The organism is Microcoleus asticus IPMA8, assembly GCF_013179805.1.
Lineage (GTDB): Bacteria > Cyanobacteriota > Cyanobacteriia > Cyanobacteriales > Microcoleaceae > Microcoleus > Microcoleus asticus.
In genome coordinates, this window is sequence record NZ_SRRZ01000023.1 from 53,670 (window position 1) to 76,624 (window position 22,955).

The 22,955-nt window shown below is 44.6% G+C and carries 24 protein-coding genes; 8 read left to right on the forward strand and 16 right to left on the reverse strand.

Annotated elements, in window-relative coordinates:
• Window positions 1–209: 209 nt before the first annotated feature.
• The 7 genes from E5S67_RS08720 to E5S67_RS08750 all read right to left on the reverse strand — a co-directional run bounded on the left by E5S67_RS08720 (window position 210) and on the right by E5S67_RS08750 (window position 4,678).
• Complete coding sequence (locus E5S67_RS08720; RefSeq protein WP_172186654.1) at window positions 210–1,064, reverse strand: PRTRC system ThiF family protein; 855 nt, start codon at window positions 1,062–1,064, stop codon at window positions 210–212.
• Window positions 1,030–1,668 (reverse strand): hypothetical protein, encoded by a 639-nt coding sequence (locus E5S67_RS08725; protein ID WP_172186655.1) that lies wholly within the window; start codon window positions 1,666–1,668, stop codon window positions 1,030–1,032. The genes E5S67_RS08720 and E5S67_RS08725 overlap by 35 nt, the downstream gene beginning before the upstream one ends.
• 61 nt (window positions 1,669–1,729) lie before the next feature.
• Entirely contained in the window at window positions 1,730–2,437 is a 708-nt protein-coding gene (locus tag E5S67_RS08730; protein WP_216670293.1) for a prokaryotic E2 ligase family D protein, read from the reverse strand.
• Between the two features lie 66 nt (window positions 2,438–2,503).
• The gene (locus E5S67_RS08735; RefSeq protein WP_172186656.1) at window positions 2,504–2,860 is read right to left on the reverse strand and encodes a DUF3768 domain-containing protein; all 357 of its coding nucleotides are present in this window, start codon (window positions 2,858–2,860) and stop codon (window positions 2,504–2,506) included.
• 81 nt (window positions 2,861–2,941) lie between these two features.
• Window positions 2,942–3,733, reverse strand: coding sequence for a hypothetical protein (locus E5S67_RS08740; protein ID WP_172186657.1), 792 nt, complete (start codon window positions 3,731–3,733; stop codon window positions 2,942–2,944).
• Window positions 3,733–4,197, reverse strand: coding sequence for a hypothetical protein (locus E5S67_RS08745; protein ID WP_172186658.1), 465 nt, complete (start codon window positions 4,195–4,197; stop codon window positions 3,733–3,735). The genes E5S67_RS08740 and E5S67_RS08745 overlap by 1 nt, the downstream gene beginning before the upstream one ends.
• A 10-nt stretch (window positions 4,198–4,207) precedes the next feature.
• Window positions 4,208–4,678, reverse strand: coding sequence for a hypothetical protein (locus E5S67_RS08750; protein ID WP_172186659.1), 471 nt, complete (start codon window positions 4,676–4,678; stop codon window positions 4,208–4,210).
• A 274-nt stretch (window positions 4,679–4,952) separates the two neighbouring features.
• On the opposite strand from E5S67_RS08750, the gene E5S67_RS08755 reads away from it, so the two are divergent.
• The gene (locus tag E5S67_RS08755; protein ID WP_172186660.1) at window positions 4,953–5,234 is read left to right on the forward strand and encodes a hypothetical protein; all 282 of its coding nucleotides are present in this window, start codon (window positions 4,953–4,955) and stop codon (window positions 5,232–5,234) included.
• A 639-nt stretch (window positions 5,235–5,873) separates the two neighbouring features.
• Here E5S67_RS08755 and E5S67_RS08760 read toward each other — a convergent pair.
• Complete coding sequence (locus tag E5S67_RS08760; RefSeq protein ID WP_339382798.1) at window positions 5,874–6,170, reverse strand: helix-turn-helix domain-containing protein; 297 nt, start codon at window positions 6,168–6,170, stop codon at window positions 5,874–5,876.
• A complete protein-coding gene (locus tag E5S67_RS08765; RefSeq protein ID WP_172186661.1) occupies window positions 6,160–6,510 on the reverse strand; it encodes a hypothetical protein in 351 nt (116 codons plus the stop codon). The genes E5S67_RS08760 and E5S67_RS08765 overlap by 11 nt, the downstream gene beginning before the upstream one ends.
• 424 nt (window positions 6,511–6,934) lie before the next feature.
• On the opposite strand from E5S67_RS08765, the gene E5S67_RS08770 reads away from it, so the two are divergent.
• Window positions 6,935–7,117, forward strand: coding sequence for a hypothetical protein (locus E5S67_RS08770; protein ID WP_172186662.1), 183 nt, complete (start codon window positions 6,935–6,937; stop codon window positions 7,115–7,117).
• Window positions 7,118–7,191: 74 nt separating this feature from the next.
• On the forward strand, window positions 7,192–7,737 hold the full coding sequence (locus tag E5S67_RS08775; RefSeq protein ID WP_172186663.1) for a tyrosine-type recombinase/integrase: 546 nt from the start codon (window positions 7,192–7,194) through the stop codon (window positions 7,735–7,737).
• Between the two features lie 35 nt (window positions 7,738–7,772).
• On the opposite strand, the gene dnaB is transcribed toward E5S67_RS08775, so the two are convergent.
• From dnaB to E5S67_RS08795, 4 genes are all read right to left on the reverse strand, one after another.
• Window positions 7,773–9,128 (reverse strand): replicative DNA helicase, encoded by a 1,356-nt coding sequence (dnaB, locus tag E5S67_RS08780; protein ID WP_172186664.1) that lies wholly within the window; start codon window positions 9,126–9,128, stop codon window positions 7,773–7,775.
• Window positions 9,129–9,244: 116 nt separating this feature from the next.
• A complete protein-coding gene (locus E5S67_RS08785) occupies window positions 9,245–10,780 on the reverse strand; it encodes a hypothetical protein (protein WP_172186665.1) in 1,536 nt (511 codons plus the stop codon).
• A gap of 975 nt (window positions 10,781–11,755) precedes the next feature.
• Window positions 11,756–13,099: a helix-turn-helix domain-containing protein gene (locus E5S67_RS08790; RefSeq protein ID WP_172186666.1), complete on the reverse strand. Its 1,344-nt coding sequence runs from the start codon at window positions 13,097–13,099 to the stop codon at window positions 11,756–11,758.
• Between the two features lie 63 nt (window positions 13,100–13,162).
• Entirely contained in the window at window positions 13,163–13,768 is a 606-nt protein-coding gene (locus E5S67_RS08795; protein WP_172186667.1) for a Uma2 family endonuclease, read from the reverse strand.
• A 515-nt stretch (window positions 13,769–14,283) separates the two neighbouring features.
• Between E5S67_RS08795 and E5S67_RS32325 the strand changes: the two genes are divergently transcribed.
• Window positions 14,284–14,676, forward strand: a complete 393-nt coding sequence (locus E5S67_RS32325; RefSeq protein ID WP_216670295.1) for a hypothetical protein — start codon at window positions 14,284–14,286, stop codon at window positions 14,674–14,676.
• Between the two features lie 118 nt (window positions 14,677–14,794).
• Complete coding sequence (locus tag E5S67_RS08800) at window positions 14,795–14,944, forward strand: hypothetical protein (protein WP_172186668.1); 150 nt, start codon at window positions 14,795–14,797, stop codon at window positions 14,942–14,944.
• 242 nt (window positions 14,945–15,186) lie between these two features.
• Here the strand turns inward: E5S67_RS08800 and E5S67_RS08805 are convergent, their stop codons facing one another.
• On the reverse strand, window positions 15,187–16,332 hold the full coding sequence (locus E5S67_RS08805; RefSeq protein ID WP_172186669.1) for a ParB/RepB/Spo0J family partition protein: 1,146 nt from the start codon (window positions 16,330–16,332) through the stop codon (window positions 15,187–15,189).
• A 111-nt stretch (window positions 16,333–16,443) separates the two neighbouring features.
• Window positions 16,444–17,274, reverse strand: coding sequence for a ParA family protein (locus E5S67_RS08810; protein ID WP_172186670.1), 831 nt, complete (start codon window positions 17,272–17,274; stop codon window positions 16,444–16,446).
• Between the two features lie 611 nt (window positions 17,275–17,885).
• Between E5S67_RS08810 and E5S67_RS08815 the strand changes: the two genes are divergently transcribed.
• Both E5S67_RS08815 and E5S67_RS08820 read left to right on the forward strand, forming a co-directional pair.
• The gene (locus tag E5S67_RS08815; RefSeq protein WP_216670297.1) at window positions 17,886–18,332 is read left to right on the forward strand and encodes a hypothetical protein; all 447 of its coding nucleotides are present in this window, start codon (window positions 17,886–17,888) and stop codon (window positions 18,330–18,332) included.
• 11 nt (window positions 18,333–18,343) lie between these two features.
• Window positions 18,344–18,967, forward strand: coding sequence for a hypothetical protein (locus tag E5S67_RS08820; protein WP_106331512.1), 624 nt, complete (start codon window positions 18,344–18,346; stop codon window positions 18,965–18,967).
• A gap of 241 nt (window positions 18,968–19,208) precedes the next feature.
• Here the strand turns inward: E5S67_RS08820 and E5S67_RS08825 are convergent, their stop codons facing one another.
• Window positions 19,209–21,590, reverse strand: a complete 2,382-nt coding sequence (locus E5S67_RS08825; protein WP_246276691.1) for an ATP-binding protein — start codon at window positions 21,588–21,590, stop codon at window positions 19,209–19,211.
• Between the two features lie 476 nt (window positions 21,591–22,066).
• Between E5S67_RS08825 and E5S67_RS08830 the strand changes: the two genes are divergently transcribed.
• Window positions 22,067–22,870: a hypothetical protein gene (locus tag E5S67_RS08830; protein ID WP_172186672.1), complete on the forward strand. Its 804-nt coding sequence runs from the start codon at window positions 22,067–22,069 to the stop codon at window positions 22,868–22,870.
• Window positions 22,871–22,955: the final 85 nt, after the last annotated feature.

A 22,955-nucleotide genomic window follows, 5' to 3' on the forward strand; every position in this document is an offset into this window, starting at 1 on the left:
CTCAACACTGTATTAAACAAAAAAAAAATCTTAATAAAGTTAGCAAAATAAAGGGAAGGGGAAGGGGAGGGTAAAGGTGTATTGTTCAACCTTTACCCTCCCCTCTACTCTCTCAGATTTTTCAGATGGGTATGAGGGCTATGTCCTTGATTTTATCAAGCTTTTGACGGGGTTGTTATCCCGTTAGGTGTAGCTAACCAGGATTTGTATCAAGTACAACTAAACTTTATGAGAGATGAACAACTGATAAATTCTGAGCGCATAGAACCAGATTTAAGGTTAAGGAAAGTGGCAAACTTACGCAAGTCCTTTGTCAAACTGAGGCGGAATAGATAGTCAGTAACGATTGAGGCAATTGTTTGATTAATTGTGAGACTCTGAGCGTTAAGATTAGCCAACTCAGCACAAGATAAATGGGTATTTCCCAATTCTTCAGGTCGCAATTCTATCAAATTGGGGCATTGTAAAACAGGAGAGGGAAGCGCTCCCATAATGCCTGTTTTCTTGAACTTATCCAGGTGCGGAGTTAGCTCTTCAAGGCTATTATGGCTGCCCAGTAGAATTTGACCGCTATCAAAGTTATTGCCAGCATCAAGATACCAGATTCTAGGAATCTCAGCGTGGCGGTTATTCTCTAGCGTTTTGCCCAAGGAACGGCGAGCAGCACTATTGTCAACGCAGCCAATGATAATTACCAAATCATTCCAGTATGATTTTACCAATTTGGGGTCAAAATAGTCAGGAATTGCACTAATTTCTAGCCCCCAGGTAAGATTGTAACGCAAGGCAAGAGTAGTGGCTTTATTCAGTCCAAGTTCAGATTGACAAAATCTCTGCCTCCCCAAATTTTTCCCTTCCACAATATCGGGATCTACAAAGGTAATATTGACATTTTTCCCAACTTGTTTGAAAACGTAAGCTAATCGTGCTAAACTTTCAGCTACATAAGAGCCAGTGCCGCCACAGCCAACGAGCCATAAGTGAAGGTGAGAGTAATCTTTGAGAAGGAGAGGTGTGGAATTTGCGTACTCAAAGTCGAGGTTTAAGGGAGTTTTGGTAAGCATCAGTGATAAAATGTGGCTCTTCAAATACAGAATTAGCTTTAATTAAGCTATAGTGTCCGAAAATTCCGATTCTCACTAAAATCTCAGGAGTCAAGGTATTAACTTTACCCAAGACTGCATAGAGGCGAAAACCCCGCTCGTCAGCATCATCTGTGCTGCTAAAGAAAGCAGGCAATTCTGCGTGAGAGTGGCACTCAATTAAAGCAGTTGAGTAGGATGAATTGTCAAAAGGCTGGCAGCTCGTTCGTGTAGTCAATTGGACTGGAATTGTCAGTTGCCATTGATTACTACTGTCAAGGGATAGGTGAAATAAAATCTCTGTGAGATTGCCACTGCTATCTTTGGTGAATACAGCTTTTGTCAATATAGAAAGTAGCAGTTCTGATGGTACTAAACGAGTCTCAAGGTGCAAGTATGGTTCTATAGGTGGCAACCCTTTGATAGTATTGGGCGTTGAATTTGCAACAGGAATCATAGCCTCTAGTCCGGGGCGAACTGAACGCACAAACACGCCGTTAGAGGCTGTAACGTATTCGCAGAATACCCCAGTAGCAATGGGAGGCAAGGGAATAGAGGCATGAATGTGGTTAAAAAGTTTTAGCATTAACTTAAACTTTGTGTTGAACAATAAATATTGAGTGCAGTCCCTACATAGAAGTTTTGATTTAGGTAGGGTTAGCAATCAATAGGAGGTGTTGCACTAAAGAGTCAATTGAAGGACTGTACCTCACTTCAACTAAATCTTTAACAGGATAGGTACGCCTTTTTCTCAAGGCTAAACTTTTCAGATGTTCTCTGACATCTTGGGGAAACTTTCGGCTTTTTTGGCTGGATAAGTCAGCATTGAAAGGAGTGGTTATGAAGCTCTGCCAAGCAATATCAATGGTTTGAGTTGAAGCAACAGGTGGAGTATTTTTTCCCCAGCAAATTAAACCGTTTGGATGGATGTTTGGTAAAGGAGTGTGGTAAGCTTTCGACTCTGGGTTGAAAGTAGCAAAATCAGTTGCAAATACCCAATATTGAGTGTTTTGTCCTACAAATACCAAGGCAGTTAGTGGAATAGTAATGGGTTTACTCTCATCAAATTGGAGGTTATATTGGGCAGGAGATATGAATTTTACTACCCAATTTCCTTGAGAGTTAGTTCCCCACCTTATGACTCCTGGGGGCATCCAATCCGTATCAATCGGCTCGTGAGAAAATGCAGTTCTCAAACTGACAGAGGAGAGTAGTTTGTAGTGTTCCTTTGTTCCTTCTCGATAATGGAACAGATATTGTTCTTTGATGAACAGTAATTCAGCATCAATTTCTGCTAGCTGTCGGGGAGCTGTTTGCAGAATTTCACGAAAGACTTCTCCTGACAAATGTTGCATAATAACTTGAAATCGATAGAGGTTATGGAGCTAACCCGATAGGTAAGGTTAGCTCATGCTTGAAAATTAATATTCGTTCGACTGCATTAGGGTAGCAACTCTCCAAGTTTTGTCGGGGTCTTCTGGACATTGTGAACTAACTTCCTGATTTTCCAGCCATGCTTTCCTGTCAAAATAATCAATTTTGAAAAAATAGCTTTTACTGTCAAGTTGAATGCTAATAAAATCTCGTTCTCCGTAGGGGTTGTTGCCAGCTTCAAAGGTGTTAAAATCTCTTAGTAATTGCAGTAACTTTTGTTGCTGTTCGGGAAGAAGAGCTTTTACAGCTTGAGTAATCCGAATTTCACCAATTTTGGTATCTCCTTGACGTAATTGGTCATTAAGACGTGCAATTCTTTCGGCTGTTGTTAGAGTTTCAGTCATAATTAAGGCCTCAATTTCCAACAACTACAACCGCACTAGCGGTTGCTGGTTCACTCGTAATTATTCGGATTCAGGGGTAATTCAAATTGACAAGGTGCTTTTGTTCCAGAGTTCAAGAATTTGCTGAAAATGTCGATGGCGGTCAGTAGCAAGCCAGTCAATGACCTGTTGAGCCTGGGTTATTAATTCTTTAGCACTTTGCCATTGTTCTGATAAAAATATCAAGTTTTCGACTGTCCATTCTCCAAATTGATACTCGTGTTGAGCGCAGCCGTCAAGCCAAATATTACCCGTTGAGTAATTGAGGAAACTCAGTACAATTGGCATCCCTTTTACGGGAAATTCAGCCAGAGAGCAAAACTGTTGGAATTGCTGATGATTGATCCTATCTGGTGGTAGAATCTGAGAAAATGAAACTTCAAATTCTTGTTCATACCAATCTTTCATCTCATTTTCAGTTAGCCAATTTAGTCCTTCAGAACTTAGAGACAGCAGGATTTGCCATTCAGGAGCTAAGGAATCAATATCTTCATAGCTCAACCAATCCAACCCCCAAGACTCAATCAGGAGTTGGTCGAGGCGTTCTTCTTGTGCTATTTCTAATTGCCAGGGGCTGATCGGGATAAGTTCTGTTTCGTCAAGAAGACGGAAGAATTCTAATTCGCGGGGGCTATGATTATCAGGAGTAGCCGAGTAAATAGAACTGGTACTGGTAGCAAATTCAGTTGAAAAAAAGTGCTGGTAAAGATTGAGAAGTTGAGCGCTATTGAGCGTTTGTCTGAGAAATTCAATCGCTTCAAGTGGCTTAGTTACTGGGTAGGAGTGTCGCAAAGCGGCAATGGCTTGCGACACAGACAAAATAGTTGCAGGCATTAAAAATTAAGAGGAATTTGGAGACAAGCAATAGCTGGCGCAAGTTGGAGTTTTTTGAGAGTGTCTCTAAATCGCTGTAGTTCTTGCTCACCCAGAGCGATCGCGTCAGAGAGTTCTTGAGCCCGACTTGCCAAGGTTAGCGGAGTAACACAACCGCTGATAGAGTCGCATTGCAGAGCCCAAGTGAGTTGGACAGCTTGATTCGGTTCTTCCGGTGCGGAGACAAGTGAGGGGAGTGGGGAATGGGGAGTGAGCAGTACGCATAGTTCTTTTTTCCAATCTTCTTCTACACCCTTTGTCTTGGCTTGTTTGATGATTTTAATGGGTTGACCTGTTTTTCGTTCAATTGTAGCGGAGCTTAATTCAGGGAAGTAAGGAAGTAGGACTTCTAGCAATTTTTCATCATTTGCAGTAATTTCGTTGGGCAGTTCGATTTGCCTGCCTTCATATTCTATTAGACTCATTGTTACCTCTTTAAAACAGGGGGATTTGTACTCCAGCTTCACCTTTGTTGACGGGGTGGTTAGCAGGATTTTGAAGATTTGGTTTTGCTTTTTTCCGGGGTTGACCAACAGAAGAACGAATTTGAGCGCTCACTTTTCGGTTAGGTAGGTTAGAGGCTAACCGCTGGAGCAATTCTTGTAAATGGTTTGGCCAAGCTCCAATCGAGTTTTCTCTAACTTGTACTAATAGTGGTAAGTCGTCATGGCTCGTTGCTGTAATTTCTACGATTCGCCCTTCTGGATGCCCATCGTCTGGTCGCATAACAATGTGGATTTTGATTGTACAAAAATTGAATTCATAAGGTTCTGATTCTCCTTCATCAAGTAAGTCAGGACTCTGTGAAGTGTTCTCAGTTTTGTTGATGGTTTCACCCACTTTTTGAGTAGCTGAAAGTGGAATATCCTCTCCAGTTGGTTCGGAATTTGGTTCTATTTGGGTCATGGCTGGATTCGCAGTACAAGCAAGTGCAGCTTATTCTCAAAAATTGCCGCGATCGCGGCCTTGCTTTTAACGATCTATTTTTTGTAAAGTTTTAACGGTAAGCGTGTTTCCCAAGAAATTTCTTAATTAATTCCCATTAATTATCTGTCCGACAAGATGCGGTCGCACTTGTCTCTATTGATTCTTTGATTGTAATTGCTCAACCCCCTTGACAAGAAGACGAGATAGACATTAGATAAAGGAATGGAAAAACTACCCGACAATCAAGCAACTATTGAACGAGGCAAAAGAAGCCTTGATAGTAGAGCTATGGCAAGAAATCCAAAAACTCAGCGCAACATTAGCCACCTACGAACCTTGCGCCAGAGCCATCTCCCAAAAAAACTCTTCAAAATTCCGAAGTATTGATAGAGAAGGAATATCTATTGCGCTCGCAAGCTATATTACTATTAGCCACATCTACGATTGCACAGCTATCAATCAGAGCATATTTACTTATGCAATTGTAACTATCCGTACAAATGCGATCGCTCCTTTGCGTAAATCAACACTATGATAAAAAGTTGTAGTTAGTAGATAATCAGTAAAACATATAAAAAATTCTCCCAGCTATCAGTAGGTTCTGTCGCTGGGAGAAATCGCTGGAAAGTCGGTTGATTCAACTAACGCAGGTATCTCGATTAATTCGATTTCAAACCTTCGCTGCATTCGCCGTTATTCTTTAGGCACAGTAGGCTTTGGTTGGATGTCAAAAATAATCACAAATGTGCGGGTTTTCACTAACCGCTGCAAAACCCGTAGATGATCGTCTGCATCGTTTCTCTTACGAAATCGTGCCACAATAACACGCTGACAATTAGGAAGCAGGCTAATGATACACCACGGGTGCAATTTTTCAGAGTAGGTCATTTTAGTACCTCAGCAGTAAAAGTAACAGATTGTGCTCTTGTTTCATTGCTTGCCAAGACAGTAATTGAATAATCTTGTCAAAGACAGGTCACGGTGACATTGATATTTGACGAGGTTTGTGCTAAGACAAGCTCAAATTATCTTTTGATGCTGAAAAAGCTTGGTGTATGTATAGCAGCCACCAAAACTGTTGGAACAAGTCAGCAGTATATGATTGCGACAACGTATACAGTCGTTGCCCTAAACAGTCTTTCCGTTAACAGTCTTTCCGTTATACGCGCCACTATTAATCCAGGCTATTCTCTTCGCAAGGCGGACACAGGAAAGCCACCAATGTCTCTGGAATTTCCTCAAAATGCTCCAGCAAAAAATCCATTAAAGCCAAATGACGCAAATCGACAGCAGTAGGAAATCTGCGATTTTTACCCGTTTTAAACCAACGCCGTACTGTAGAATCAGAACGAGAACAAATAAAAGCGATTTCCTCATAACTCACTCCCCACTTTGCATAAAACTGCCTCGGTGTCATTCGCAATTGGCATTGACTGTAAACTGCAATCAAATTGCGTTCTCTATCGGTCAAAGTCTGCTGCTTTTTTATCATCCTCAAACTTCTCCAAATCTTCCTCCCAGGCAGTATCAAACTGACACCACGTTGCACTTTTGGAATCAGGAGTAAGGCAAATTATGTAGCACCACATCCAACAGCATTGACACTGTTCGTAATTATAAAATTTGCCGATAACCATTCCTCTGTCAGCTTCTTCGCTAACACCCGTCCAGCGCACCATCTCGCCGCACTTAAAGCGCGGGAGATGAATTTTGGCAAAGTTGGCAGGCAATTCAATTGCAGGCGGCATATCCTTCAACTGTTTTAGTGGCAGGGTCGAAATCAAATCTCGCTTTCCTTTTGAGATTGACATGAGTTCTTAACTGTGCATCGACTGCAACAGATTTGTTTTGATAGGTTTTTAGGCCAATTTCTTGATAAAGAAATTGCAGCGCGATATTTCCTTAAATCAATCAATTGGAATCTATATTTGACGAACTCTTCTCAAAGCCCAACTCTGGCTAGGCTATCAGTTTTTTGAGATACCGCCCAATCGCGTTGATGTCAAGTCCCGTTGCAGCCGACTTGTATAGTAAAGGTGTAGTTGCTTTCGTCAGCGAGGTGCGATGATGGACAAACGTCTCCAAATCGAACCACACCGGGAAGTAGAAGGATTATTGGAGAATATTGATGACTTGTTCTTCATGCTCTAACTGGCCGCAAAAAAGGTTGCAGGTAGAATCAAACAATAGTATAATTAGATTAGTGAATAATAGTTTTATTGGTAGCGCGGTGTTATGAACGCCCAAAAACCTGTTACCTTCAGAGACCTCATCGACGCGATCGCTACCTTGCCAGTTATCAACTTTCCCGAGAATTCGAGTCAGTTGAATAGCAATAAGCGCCAAGTGAGTTGCAACAAGCGCCTCCGATTGCCCAGAAAGCGATTGAGCCGGATTTGGTTGGCCATCAAAGAATAGAAGCCAGTTAGCCTACTTGACGTAAACACTCTTTCGTCCAATAATGAAGGAACTTACCCTAAGAGGGCTGCGCCGTGAAGGTTCTTGGGAATGGGCGCGCTAAGATTTTGACGCCCGCAGAAATTGACCGACTGTTTGACCGGGGTTTTATTACAGCAAGGGACAGGCTTTTGTTTGCTGTAACTTTTTACTGCGCCTGCCGCATTTCAGAGGCGTTAGCTTTAACAACTCACGACATTGTGGGGGGGTCAGTCACGTTGCGGAAAGCGACGACAAAGGGGAAATCAGCAACGCGAACGCTGCCGCTCCATCCTATACTGGCTAAGTATTTAAAGGCTTACAATCCGCCGGCTGGTTTTTTGTTTCCGGGGCGGGACAATACGAAGCCTTTGACTCGTGCCGCATCGGATGTGATTTTTAAAGAAGCTTGCAAGCGGGTAAGAATTAAGGGAGCTTCAACGCATTCCATGAGGCGGACGGCGCTGACTAATTTGAGCAATGCGGGGGTGCCGCTGCGGGTGATTATGGAGATTTCGGGACACAAAAATTTGTCGAGTCTCCAGCGCTATTTGGAGGTACAGCCGGAACAGCTTGTCAAGGCGATTGGGCTCTTGAAGTAAGGCGACAGAGCTCAATATTTTCCTGTCCTTTACTATTACGGCAGTTTATAGATATTCCGAAACCGACAGCATTCAGCATCAAACAGCAACTTAACCGTTCCCGTGCCGCTATTGCGCCCTTTCAATCCAATAATTTCAGCGATTCCCCGATCTGGAGAATCAGGATTGTAATAATCGTCCCTGTAAACTCCAAGCACAACATCCGCATCCTGTTCAATTCCACCAGAGCCACGCAAATCCGATAAACTTGGACGCTTGTTCGTGCGAGTCTCTACCCCCCGATTGAGCTGAGAAAGCAGCACAACCGGCGCGTCAACCTCGCGAGCCAAAATCTTCATCTGCCGCGTAATTTCGCTAATTTTATTGACAACATTTTCATCCGCCGAATTCACCATTAATTGCAAGTAATCAACAATTACCAAACCCAATGGGCCGCGCTCACAAACAAACTCCCTAACTCTGGAACGAATCTCCAAGGGAGACGGTTCCAAACTTTCGTCTATCCAAAAATCAGCATCGCTAACTTTCCCTAAAGCCGAAGCTAGGACTTCGTACTTACCAGCTAGGTTAACTTTCCTGATATCTTTCACCGACACCCCACTCTCAAGTGCCATTAGTCGCGCTGCCAAGTCCCGACCTGGCATTTCCATCGAAAACATCAAAACTCGACCGTTCGTGGGAAGGGAAGCAATGTTGTAGCCAAGGGCACAAGCCAAAGCTGTTTTGCCGCTGCCGGGGCGACCTCCTATGACAATCAATTCACCTCGGTAAAATCCCCCTCCCAATAGGTCGTCGAGGTCGTAAAACCCTGTGCTGATTCCAGGAAAGTAGTTAGCAGTCTCCAAGCGCTCTTCCTCAATTTCATCTAGATATCGCCAAAGCTCCCCGCAGTATTCCGAAAGAGGCCGAATAGCTTTTTGCCGCTCTTCTTTGTACTTATTGAGGGCAAAAATCTTTTCCTCGGCTTTATTTAGTATCGCATCCAATTCGGTGGAAGTCTCGTAGCCAAGCTGCACGATGTCATTGCCAACTTTGATGAGTTCGCGCCGGACAAACTTGTCCACTACTAGCAAAGCATATTGGTCGATGTTGACGGCTGAAACAGTTCGGTCTACCAGCATTACCAGTTTGGTTTGACCCCCTACTACTTCCAGCAGGTTGTGGTCGTCGAGGAAGGTGGTGATGTTCATCAAATCTGTGGGCTGCTCCTTAGAGTGCAGCGCTAAAGCGGCCCGATAAATGTGTTGGTGGACTGTAATTGCCAACGCTTCGGGACGCAGAATATTTGCGATTCTTTTAATGGCGATTGGATCGATCAGAATTCCACCTAAAACCGCTTCCTCTGCATCAATGTTGCTCGGCATAATTTGCTCAAAAAAACTGACTGCCATATCTGGTATTCTCCTTTGATCTTGTTGTTAATTGAACTGTTTTCAAAGTTACCTAAAGGGTTATAAGCTGTCTAGATGGGTTAAATACTCACTGTTTTCACAGCTAAGCTAAATAACTAAGTAGTAGATAATTTGTTGAAAATTTGTTTGAGTTGCTGAGGAAATCGATGCATCCACTGCAAGTAAATTTGCTGCTGAATACCTAGCGCTGCAAAAGCTTCTTTGCCTAGTTGCTGGAACTGTTCGCATAACGTTCGGTGAGTTTCTAATGGCATATAATGAGGGTCAACATAATCATCAGTTATTCTTGTTGTCTGTGCAGAAGAAGAATCTTTTGGAGTTGGAGAAGAGCCTGTTGAAGCTGGAGACGAAACAACATTTGTTGGGTTCGAGTTTTGAAAACCGTTAGTTTTCTCCCACCAGCGACCGCGCAAACAATCAACGACCCACCCTGAAGGGTTGGATATTTGCTTTGTTTGGCTTCGGACTTGCAGCAAGTTTATGGCGGCTTGGATTTCGTTTAAGCTGTGCTGGAGGACACAAATTTTTAATTCAGAATTCATGCCTCCTGTGGCTCGCGTAACGGCTTCGACAATTTCAGTTGCATCGGGATTGGCAATTGCAACCGCTTCGATAATTTCAGTCGCATCAGGATTAGTAATTGGAACGGCTTTGACAATCTCAGTCGCATCAGGATTAGTAATTGGAACGGCTTTGACAGTTTCAGTCGCATCGGGGTTGGCAATTGCAACCGCTTCGACAATTTCAGGAACTTGAGGAGTAACGGGCGAAGATATTTCAGGACTTAACGGAACAGCTTTATTGGTAGGTATTGGTGATTTGGCGGCAGAGATAGTTGGATTGTCGAGGCTGTTGAGTTCTGTCAGCAGTTTTTGCGGGGGTTTAGAGGTCAAACCTATTTGTTCTGAAGTGCAAGGCATTGCCACATCGACTGCCTGACTGTTATCTGAATTAATACTCAGACATTCAGCGGTTGGGGCGGAATATTTGTTTTCAGTAGGGGTTTTTAGTTCTTGCTCTGAATTTTTATTTAATTCAGTGCTTTTAGATTTGATCCCAGTTACAAGCTGTGGTTTTTTATCTGGTGATGTTAAATTTTCTTCCTGTTTAGAAAAATTAAAAAAAACAGCAGCAACATTTTCAGTGCTTTGCTGTCCTTTTTTATCCTCTGTAAAGAGTACGGCACCATCAGGGTTTGAACCCCCTGTTTGCTCAATTTTTGGCTGGTTGAGTCGATTTTTTGACTGCCTGCTCAGTTTTTGGAATTTTGAATTGGTGTGAGTGAATGGGCGAACGTCGCCCAGGTGCTGCACTGCTATGCGAAAAATGCCACGTCCGTAGTTTTTGAGAATTTTGACCAAGCCGAGTTTTTCGAGCTGTCTGAGGGCTGCCCGCCTGGTGTTGGGGCTGTAGGGCTTGCCGTTTCGGACTCTTGTGGCTCGTTTTTCGCCCAAGGGGATGCAATTGATGTCGATTTCCTCTGGTTTGCCACCGATGCAGGTTCTGTACAGGTAGAGGGCGAGTTTGAGGGCGCTGGGGGTAGCTCCTTCTAATATGTCGGCTAGGGCTTCGTAAATTGCGGCGTGTCGGGCGAATGGCGGTTTGTGCCAGGTAGTTGTATCTGCAACCATTTTTTGTTCCGGGGTAAAAATGAGCGTAAATGTCCCTTCAGGCGACTGTGACAGCCGCAAGGTTTGCCAGAGCGGTTGTTGTGAATTTGACCGCGGGCTATTGAGCGCGAATGCAGCGCTCGCTGCACTCAACAGGATTTCGGGTTTGCTTCAACAACCAGGTGTGGTAGTTGCGCCGGAACCCGATTCATAGTGCCGTCGCTTGAACTATCGGCAAACTTTAGCGAAGCGGTTTTAAGGTCTTGTACTTTTGCGATCGCTTTTTTGTAGCGATGCAGTTGTCCTAAATCCAGCAGTGTTGAGACTGACCGCCCCGCTAAAAGATGAGAAAGGGTGCGCGACTATTTTTTCAATCCTGCCAGACCAGCCGACACGGGATTTGGTGGCGAATCAGTCTAATAAGACTGATCAGAGTTGTTCTAAAGGCTGAAAACTTTACGTGGTAAGAGTTTCAAAAATGACTTGTCGCGGCATTCTAGAGGTTTTGTCGCGGCATTCTAGAGGTTTTGTCGCGGCATTCTAGAGGTTTTGTTCTAACGGTCAAACTTATATGGGGTAAGGATTTGAGAGCTATTTTAAATACCTATTTTTTTTAGAACAAGTTTCAGAACAGTCGGAGCATCTTTTGCCGAAAAAAAAACCAGCCGGGAAAGGTTGGTTTGTAGCGTCGCTTTGGTGAGAGTTATGTCCTGGACACACGGGTGGTCATCACCTTAGTTTGATGGACGAGAATACTTCGTTACAGCCCTTGAACCGGGCAAAAAACTAAGGCGAAAGGTTTTGATGCGTCCAGAACTATCTTAAAGGTCGCAATAGGACGAAGGTTACAGTATTAGGACTAAGGCCAAGCATCCTATGGATAGGTGGATGCCTAAGTTAGAGAGTGGCCTCCCTAACTCGGCTACAGATAGGGGCAACCACGGGGTGGGTTGCCTCTACTTTCACACCGTATATTGAGGCTGTGCGTAAGTCCTGTCAATCTGGAATGCTTAACAGATGCCAGATTTGGGATTCCAGTTCTGGTGCTGGGATTCGCTCCCCACGTTCCAACATGGATACATAACGCTGCGACACCCCTAGCCAGCCAGCCAATTGTGCTTGACTCCAACCTTGGGCTGTTCTTGCTTCTTTTATCTCATTGCTTGTCAGTTTAGGTTTGGGAGCTTCTTTCAGGCGGGGTTGAACCTGTTTGAGTTCAGCTTTGCTTGCCAGGAGTTGGGGGATAGGTGCTGGCGGATGGATGGTAATTTTGGCTGCCAATAGCGTGTCAAAGTATCCTCGTTTTTTTCGATACTTGCTACCGGGTCTCAGCCATTCTGGGTAGGTCTCTTGGTCAAACTCGATTTGAAACGCTCGCTGGAGTTTCAACAGCACTTCCAGGGTGTGATTCCAGCTATTCATCAGCGTGTAAGTTTTTTTACGGTTAGACCGGGCTATATCGATTACCGTTTGGGATAGGAGCGCTTTTAGAAGGGTCTCCACTTTGTAAGTGCCACTGGTGTGAAATCGGCTTTCCATCGTCAGATGAAGTGCTAAGCGCAAAGCCAGTTCATCATGGTAGGCATCGATTTTGAGAATCTCCTGAGCTAAATAGCCAAACTGATACAAGGCTTCTTTGGCGAAGTAACCTGCTTTGTTCAAGAAGGCATGAGTCCAGAGCCCCGGTTGGACTGTGATGTAGACTTCATCAGGCTGCTCTATTTTGCCCTCCAGATTCTGCTGACCTGTTAACTGAATTTGAATATTCCACATTCGCGAGGTGTCAACGCTGGCTCTAATTCCACCTTTTTTGTGTTTGCCTTCAACCCATGTGGCTTTGATTGCTAGGCAACCTAGAGCATACGCTGTTTTAGCTAGTTCATTCAGTTTTTGAGACGCGGGCAAGTCTGTGCGTTTGTCCCAGCCCATCTCCTTGATTAAGTCACTGCCTTCGAGAGTGAATAAGCTTTTCCACGGCTCTTCTTGTCTCATAATGTGAGCGGCAAAAATCAGGTGCAACTTGGCAGCGGTCAGCCCAAACTTGTCAATAATTTGCATGGCCTCGTCTAAGGGCAGCAGCGTGATGTCGCCGGGGTTGGCGATGTAGTGCTCGATGATGTTGTTGGGGTTGCCCTTTGCTCGGTGTTGGTAGTAGCCGACACCTGAAGGGTATTGCTGCCACAAGTCTGTTCTCAGTTGTGCGTGGAGGCTGGATACCATAGGAGGGGGTGTCGCAACAGGGGCGATCGGTCTACTCTGGTACAGACGAGGTTCTGTAATGGGTTTGTCTGGGGTATCTCTAACTTCAGCCAGACTTTCTGAGCTGGTCCTGTCACTCATAGTTTTAGTCAATAGTTAGAACCTAGTATTTTACTCACTGAATTTTTAATAAATTCGAGAATTTTAAGTTGGCATAAGATCGTCAAGTTGCAATTGTAAATTGGGGAATAGGTAAGAAAAAATCGGCTCTCCCAAGCGATATTGTTGCTGCTGGTAAACTCCATCAACCAACTGGCAGACGGTGAAAGTAGGTTGCTTGGGATTGCCGATAAATTGCAAACCCCCCAAGCCTCGAAAGTCCACAATCCAATATTCTGCAATCTTCAAAAAAGCGTATTCTTCCACTTTTCTTGCATAATCATCTTGCCAATTAGTGCTGACCACTTCGGCAACAAGCTTAATTGTACTATCTTTACAAATCACTGGTTCTTTTTGCCAAAGGGGTTCACTACTAAGTTCTGCTTTATCTAAAACAACTACATCAGGACGCAGCGCTGTGGCCTCAGCGTATAGGGGTTTTATTAAACAAGTTTTTGGAACCAACCAATTGAAATTACCACGAAAAATTTCTACGTAAATTCTACCAGCAATACTACCTGCAACCGCTTCGTGAGGACCAGTAGGTTCCATGTCTCTGAGTTCTCCATCAATGAGTTCATATCGTGTATTATCTCCATATTGGGCGATAAACTCCTCAAAGCTAAGTAGTTTGGATGGGGTGTATGTCATAGGTTATTTTTTAATGGGAGGTAGCTTAATTAGAAGTTTTGTGGGGTAGGGAGTAGCGATCTGTTAAGTTTATTATACTCGTTCGATTGCATGACGGCCTTCGAGCTTGTCAAACTAATGGAGGCGGATTGCGATTCGCTCAATATTCCATATCTCTTAACGCCTTCCTCACTATTATTCCACTTTTAGTATAAGAGAGCTCGGATGAGTGGTACGAATACTCTTCGTCAAGCTTTAAGATTGATGGCTAACCAACTTGAAAATATCATTGAGTTGCTTTTCGGTTTTTCTAACCGAGATCAACCAGTTAAATCCTTCACGTAGCATCAACAAATAGCCCAATCAGCTTAGTTTATTTTTTCGACAATTAATCCACCCTGCCATCCCTCAAAGAATATGCCTGGAAAAATCCTCAAGCTACACCCCCAATTACAGCAGGCAACAATTTTGATCGGCTTTTAGATAAAATCAAAACTAGAACCGCCCTTTATCTCGGCAAGCGTTCTATCTTTAGTTTGCAAGCTTTTTTAAATGGTTACACTTTAGCCTGTCGCCAACTCGGAATTCCTGTTACTGAACAGGAACAAGAATTTGCAGAATTTCAAGACTGGATTGAAAAACAATTTAACCAGCCATCTACCCAGTCTTGGGCGCGAATTATCCTTTTTTATTCAGAAGATGAATCCCAAGCGCTTGATACATTTTTTGAGCCATTTGAAGATTTTTTACACGGAACTTCCCCCGCCCGATCGCTATCGTTCCGGTTCAAACTAATACGAGGTCAGACTTTCCCGGTTTGGGAAAATCTTTTACATGACTACAAGTTTTGGAAACCCTTATGTAGCGGGTTTTTTTCTCCATTCCACTATCTCACAAGAGGTAGTAGGCAAAGATTAAGAAAATCTTAAATACATGACAGCAGGCGTCTAACGCTCAAATCGCCCAAACCTATATCCCAAAAGAAATACAGCCTCCCGAACGCCCCCAAAGCGGGGAAGTTCCGTTTACAGCGCGAATCCTCGCTTGATGCCGACACAATCTCTCGCCACCAGCCGCCCCGAAAATGGTAATAAAAAGCAGCTAAATTCAATGCTTGAAAACTTATCCGAAGAAGCGCTTGCCCAACTTCGTGAAGAAGCCGAATCTTTGCACCAACAAGAAAAAAGCTCAGTATAGAACCGCTTTGATATCTCTTAGCAGTTGATATCTCTTAGCAGTCGATCGCTAAAATATATCAAATGGATTCTCTAAGCAAAACATAAACCGAATCGTTTCATCTACCCCTATTTACTGACTATTGCCCTTATCTGCGTAGATTTTTACAAGCAGCGCTACACTTTCTCTTTGATACTCCGTTAACCTAAGCTGGGTGGTCGCCCACCCGACTACGCTTCTGAACCGAACGTGATAGTTTCCGATCATCCGTGAGCATTTTGTTTCAATACCGCCTCAATGAACGCTAGCTTTTGGCGCAAAACGTCCTGCAATTCCACCAGTTGGTCAACTTCAGCTTGCTCCAACATTTCTGGCGACAGCTTTTTCAAGTTCCCAGTTGCTAGCTTGACCTGCTTGAATTGGCGGACTGCCCCTGGGGAATTAGCGATAGTAGAACTGATAATGGACTGTACCAATCTACGAGTTTGAACTGCCGACAATTTCTCGGCGATAACTTGGGTAGTCGCGTTAACTCTAATGGACTGCGCCTCTTCCTCAGACAATCCCAAATTTTTAGCAGAGAGTTTAGAAAGAGCCGTTGCATGAACCCCTTTAAGTCCTAATTTCCTAATAGCAGTCTTAAGGTCAGCAGCTAAAGACAGCATCGGGAAAATGTTGGCATCGATGGAAGCCGGATTGAGCTGCAAATCCAACAATCTCCCCAATACCGCCAGCTCTTTTTCATCTAAACCTAAAGCTGTTAAACCCTGCTGCTGCTTGTCAGGCATCGCCGTCACCAACTCGGAAACTGAGTTCATGCGCTTTTGCGCGTTCAACCGCCGCACAGCTGTAGAGAGAGTGCGAGGGATAGTTACAGCTTCCAAACCCGTATTGCTGGACAACTCCCGCACAATAGCCTCCGCTTTGTCGAGAGGATTGAGGTCTTCACGGTGCAGGGAGGTCAACAGCGCTTTGCGGTGCAAAGATGCAGGCTCTGGAATGATGACAGCTTGCAAAGTTTGCCAGCCCATAGTTTTAGCGCTGCGCCAGCGTCGCTCTCCGTCGAATATCACGAGTTCTCCCCGTTGAATCAAGATAATGGGTTGCAGTTGTCCGTCACTAGCGAGGGAGCGGGACATGGACTCGATACTTTCCGGCAAAAATGTCTGTCTGGGTTGTTCAGGATTAGGCTGAATTTGGTCTAGTGAAATGGAGAGGATACCGCTGGCGGATTCTAGTTGTTCTCGCAGTGCAGTCAGTTGAGATTCCAATTCCGTTGAACCAGATTTTCGCAGTTCTTCAATTTCTGCTTTGAGTTCCTGAATCTCGGTTTCAGCTTCAGAGAGGTGCATTGACTGCTTGGCGGATGAAAAATAATTTCCCAGGTCTGGAGCTTTACGGGCGGCCATAGCGATTTTTGATTTTTGATTGGGGATTGGAGAAAGTGAGTTCATGGCTCTTAGTCAGAAACGAAGGACTTGTTTTCGCTAAGCAAGCAAGTTGTGAGTATGAATCAAATACTATTTCTTTTTTTTGCCTTTTTTGGCAACAGCCGGAGCAACTTCATTTCCCATTAAGGTAGCCAGGTGCTTAACAATTTCTTTGAAGTCGCCTAAAGCTGGGTGAAGGGGGCGGTAAATGTGTAAGGGCAACCCTTGACCGCTGGCATTGACAAATTCTGCACTGTCCCGAATTGGTGGAAAAACGCGGATATTCATCTGCTCTAGCTGGGCTGGCAAGGACTCTAAAAGTTGTCGGTGGACGGCTCGTTTCGTATCGTATTGGTTGGGTACAAACCCTAAGATTTCGGGTTGCGGCTTGAGGCGTAATTGTTTGCAATGGTGGTAGTACCACTCCAGCAGGTGAGCTGCTCCTTGAATTGATTTTGGTTCGAGCTGTACGGGCACTATTATATGAGTGCAAGCAGTTAGTGCCATCAAGGGCAAGGGGCCGAGGGTAGCGGGGCAGTCGAAGATAATTAGGTCGTGATCCATTGGATAGTCGCTCAGGCAATCGCCTAGAAGATAAGCGCCACGCTTGTGCAGAACTAACTCGTCTGCTGTTTGTGTCAGCGTCATTCCGCCTTGACAAACGGTTACATTATTGGTGTGGGGACTCCAGCTAGGAGTAAGAGGCCAAGAGCCATTGAAGCTTTCTCGCATTATGGCGGATAGTGTGTGTTCTGGCTCTGGCGGATTTAGACCGCAAAAAAGGGTCAGGGAGCCTTGGGGGTCGAGATCCATAATGGCTACTTTCAAACCCCTTAACCCCAGTTCGTAGGCGAGGTGAACTGAAAGTGTGGTTTTGCCAGTGCCGCCAGCATTGCTGATGACTGCTAGTCGAATTTGCATGGTTTTGAATTAAGTAGATGATTTAAGTATCATATATCGAGAGTCGGCATCAGATATCGATATATGAGAGCATCGCGGTAAACCACCGTTGGGCCCCCCGTTGAAGCCGCAAGTTAATATTTAGTCGGTCGAGCAGAATCTCGTCAAGTTTAGTACCAGACAAGACAGTTTAAAAGGATGTTCGTTCGATCGCTCGATTGAAACCGAACTTTATATATCAATATTTGAGCTACGTTGCCAGATAGAAATGCAAGCGAGCAGGATGCTTGCACTCCTAAAAAACGTTCTCACCAAAAAACGAGCGGGAAGCCAATGGCTTCAGACATCGGGAGGAACGCGGCTGCGACGACCGTCGCCTTGAATTTCCCGGAATTTGAGTCCTTTGTGTTTTAAAATCAAACAGATCACCTTGTGATATTTTCGCTTATCATGGAACAAGTTCTGACGAGAGTTTGCAAGCTCCAACCGACACCTGAGCAAGCTTCTAAAATAGATGCTCTACTGAAGGCGTTTGCGGATGCTTGTAACGCCGGCAAATCAAACGGTAAAATCTGGAATAACCAGCAAAACCACGATTCAGAACTTGGTTTATCAACAGTTACGAAAACAGTTTGGACCCGGCGCCAATCAAGCAGTTAGAGTTTGTGTTCGTGTTGGTGCTAACCGCAAAACTCAAGGGCAAGTCTGTCAAGGCGTTTGCTGCTACCAGCGCCGACTACGATGCTCGAATCTTTGCTTCCAGAGAGAAGGATTGGAAAGTCAGCCTGACATTACTGGATGGACGCGAATATATTCAGTTGAAGCCAGGTAACTACCATAGAGGCAAGCTCAAGAGCAGAGTACCGAATAGCGCTCAACTGTGCCAACACCGTGACGGGCAATACTACATCCACATTCAACTCAAAAATGAAGGGCCAGATCCTATCCCTTCAGAGCAAGTCATCGGAGTGGATTTTGGGCGACGGGATATTGCAGTAACTAGCATCGGGGATAAATGGGACGGTAAACAGATTCAAGACGTTAGAGATAAATTTGCCAAAGTTAGAACGGCGGAGTGAAAGGTGGAACTATGTCTTATAGCGAATTTTCCCTAGATGATATTAAAAATAAACTCGGGTTGACAATTCGAGAAGTCTCTGAAGTTATTACGGCTGTAGAACCGATAGAACCCAGTCAGCTTTTAAAGGAAACCTTAGCAGAAAATATTCCCTTAGCCTTGGGAATCGACACGGAAAAAGCGCGCTCAGAGATGATTGTCGCTCCGGTATTGATTGAACTCCGCAGGCGCTGCGATCGTCAAATCAGCCTCTTTTCCGGTACGGAATTCAATATCGATCGAGTCAAAGGACTCAACGGTGTCTGTGACTTTATGATTAGCCATTCACCAGAACAATTATCTTTAAACGCCCCTGTGTTTACACTTGTCGAAGCCAAGAATGACAATATCAAATCTGGAATTGCCCAGTGCATTGCTGAAATGTTGGCAGCCCAGATGTTTAATCTTCAAAAAAACAACAGTATTTCTTGTGTTTATGGTGCCGTTACAACCGGCAGTATTTGGAAGTTTATGAAACTCGAAAAAAGTACGGTTTATATTGAAACAACAGAGCATTTTATTGAAAATATTCAACTCATTCTAGGTATTTTAATGCAGATTGTTCAGTTGACTCGCCCAACCCTTCCGTGTCTATGAACTCCTGAAATTTTACAGTCTATTCTCAATGAGTAAGATCGGATTTGTTATTGACTCTAACGTGCTGGTCAGTGGATCGCTATTCAAACGTTCGAGCTGTCGTCATCTGTACAACTATCACCGGGCTTTTGAATGGACTCGAACGAAAAGACTGGGTGGCGCGCTACTCTGATAATACGCGCGATCGTGGACTAACGAACTTCATATATCGATATCTGAGGCACGGGTTCTCAACAGGGAGTTAACTTTGAGAACAGTCTTGTGATTTGGGGATCGTACAATCCGTCGAAATGCACTTCTGACTCAAATCGCTGATAATATCTAAGCTCATATTATCAACTAATTTAGTCAGAGCCACAGCAAGAGGCTTCTGCGACAGGGAAATTCGCTCAATCAACAGCCTTACCGCTTGCTCGTCTCCACAAGCGGCTGCTTTATAAAGCTTCTCAATCGACTCCCTCGGCAACACAGACAGCGACTCACGAGTTAGTTGCATAACAGGCTCATCCTGTTCGGACTTCCTCGGCGACTCCTCTTCATAGATATAGCGAACACCCAAATGAAGCGCCATCTTCTCAAAAATTACTGTTTCTCGGAACGGTTTGGCAACAAAGTCATCGAAGCCGTTCGACATGGCCAGTTCCTGGGTTTTAACAAAAGCATTAGCGCTCAAAGCAATAATTTTAGTGTTAGAACCGTTAGGCAAAGCTCTAATTTTTTGAGCAGCTTGAAAGCCGTCTAGAACAGGCATCCTCAAATCCATCCAAATTAAATGCGGCTTGTACTTTCGCCACAATTTAACAGCCAGGGTTCCGTTATCCGCGAACCACACAAGAAAGCCAGCCGCCTTCAATATCTGAGTTAGCAGCAACCGATTTGCCGACTCATCATCCGCTACCAAAATGCGATATATTTGTTGGTTCGATGCCAACCCCTTCACACGTTTTTGCGGCTGTCTGTCATAAATTTCGCTCTCAGTTGCATGACTGACTTTAATGTAAAAACTAAAAACCGTTCCTTTTCCCACAGAGCTTTTGACCTTAATCTCGCCACCCATCAGCTTGACGAAAGAGCTACTGATTGGCAATCCCAAGCCCGTTCCCGTTTGCGATTTCCTACCAGTTTCAGTTTGCACGAACGGCTTGAACAAACGGCTAACCTCATCAGGGGCAATACCAGGGCCTGTATCCTTCACTGAGAACTGGAGAAAGAATTTGGGTAACGGTTTTTTAGTCATAGACTGAAGGCATTTTACAGTCAGCTTCACCCTACCCGCCTCAGTAAATTTAACAGCATTGCCCAACAGATTAATCAAAACTTGGCGCAGCTTGCTTTCATCAGTTCGGACGTATTGCGGTACATCTTTCCGGAGTTCAAAAACAAGCTGCAATCCTTTAGATTGAGCTTTGAGTTGGAACATCCCTTCGATGTCATCGAGCAAACTGTACAGGTCAAAAGCATTTGATTCGAGGGTAATTTGACCGGCTTCAATCTTAGACAGCGACAAAATATCGTTGATTAGTTTCAACAAATGCTCGCCGCTGCGATTGATAATATCTAAACTCGACTGCTGTTCCGGTGCAGTTTTTTTAGAGTTCACAAGGAGATGGGCAAAGCCGATAATCGCATTCAGAGGCGTTCTCAATTCGTGGCTCATATTCGCCAGAAAGGTACTTTTAGCGCGATTGGCACTTTCGGCGGCAATTTTAGCTTGTTTTAGTTCCTTTGTTTTCTGTGCAACTTGCCGCTTTAAATCGCCAGAATATTCTTCTAACCGCTGGCGAGATGCTTTTAACTGGCAATTCATGCGCTCGAAAGCACAGGCTAGGGCTTCGAGTTCGGCAATACCGCTACCTAAAACTGTTGAGTCGAAGTCGCCACCAGCTATCGCCTCTGTTGCCGAAATTAACCGCAGCAGCCGCTGTTCTATTCTTAGGGAAATGGACAGCAAAAGGCAGATAGAAAGAACCAAAGCCACTAGGACGAGCAAAATAGTGTTGCGGGTGTTGGCCTGAACTTTTTGGGTGAAGTCGGTTTCGGGTACAACTGCCACAATCAGCCAATTTAAGCCTTTCGGGTTTTTAAAAGGTCTGACTTGTAGCAAGTATAGTGAGTTGTTGGCAGTAAAGTTAAGATTTTGGCTGCTGTTAATAGCAGCGAGGCTGCCATAATGTTTAAGCAAATACTCTGTTGAAAGCTGGATTACTTTTTGTTGCAGAGCTTGGGTGCTTTCTCGCTGCTGTCCGTCAACAGAAATAGACGGTTTTGGTTCAGGTACCTCGTTCCGAGCCACTAAACGTCCCGAACGGTCTAAGATAAAGGCTTGACAGTTAGGGCTAATGAGGAAATCGTACAAGTTGAATGCTGAGGTTGGGGTGGGAAAAGCAGAATTTGTTTTTTGTTGACGGAATATTGTCTTTGGAGAGTCTGACCCATTTCTTTTGCCATTTGGTTTGATTGTGACTCCGGCTGTTTGACTTGGGGAAAGTTGGTTTACTGAACCAGTTGGAATTTGATTGTAAGTCCCTTCTCCTTTCCCAACCCCTTCTGTTAAGTAGTTGTCAAGGCGGTCCCAGATGCGACTCGTTGCTTCTCCCAATAGGTGTGCAACTACGTCATTCATTGTCTGTCGCCCTGTTTGAAAAGAAAGCCATCCCGTCAGACATAGTAAGGTTGAAATTAGAAGAGCGTTGGGGACTGTAAGCACAACGCGCAGCGGGAGGGCAGACTTTTTTTGAACTGAGCTTTTTGGGCGGAACATTGATTAAAAAAAGGGAGTGGGGAGTGGGGAGTGGGGAATGGGGAGTGGGGGAGTGGGAGAGAGGGAGAGAGTGGGAGATTAGAGGTGTGCAGTAAACAGCAAGCTGTTTGAATTTTCAGGTAGATGGCAGTTACATAATCCCTCATTTCTATTTAATTGGGTGAGTATATGTTAGATGTTGAAGCCCTCTAGTTTTTATCGGGTTGTTGCAAGTTTTCAAACTTCTCCCACTCTCCCACTCTCCCACTCTCCCACTCCCCCCCTCTCCCCCTCTCCACTCCCATCATTCCGGTGCAACCAAAATTGAATAGCTTTCTCAATATCTGCCGATAACAATTATGAATGCTACAATGCTTTTCCCAAGAATTAAAACTCTCAGTTTGTCACTCCTTGCAGCAGCGCTCGCTGCTGCGAGCTACCCCGACTGTGCTTTTGCTCAATCAAGAGTAACAGGCTATCAAACTGTGGATCGAGACATTGCCGTCAATAGTGCGATCGATATTTTAGTCTATCCCGGTCGCGCGAGTGCGATTGACTTCAGCTCAACCGACGAAGCTCTCGCCTACGTTTTAATTGCCGACCCCTCAAAAATAGTTTTCAGTACCGACGCACAGTTGGCAAGTGGCCAAGCCAAAACTGTTTTCTTGCGTCCCATTCAAGCGCTCAATTTTCCGGGAGCTACCACAGCTACCATCACTAACCTTTCAATCAAAACTGTAGATTCAAAAGGGAAACAGCGACTTTACAACTTCAACATCGTTCCTACCAACAAAGAACCAGAACACTTAGGAATTCGCATCGCTCCCGTCACCCCAAGAATGTCGCCGACTGTGAACGTTGATAGAGGTCGCGCCCCCGCAGCATCAGATGTTGAAAAAGGATTGCTGATTGCCATTCAAAAAGGCTACACAGCAGCCAGCGACCCAGTAGTCTACAGCGTGCGACAATTTTTAGCTCTGGTAAGAAATCAGAATCTATCGGCGGCCGATGCTGCTGCACGAGCCGGAGTAGACTTGTCTGTGATTGTCGAGCTGAGCCGCATTGCACGAGAAGAATTCAACTACCCTGGAACAAGATTTCAACAGCGACAACCGCCAACAGCCCGAACTACTCGGCTTCTTAAAAGTCGCTCTGCTTTTTGATTGGAGCCGGAGCTGCGGGAATAGGTAACGGGAATGGGGAGTGGGGGAGCGGGGGAGAGGGGGAGAGTGGGAGAGTGGGAGAGTG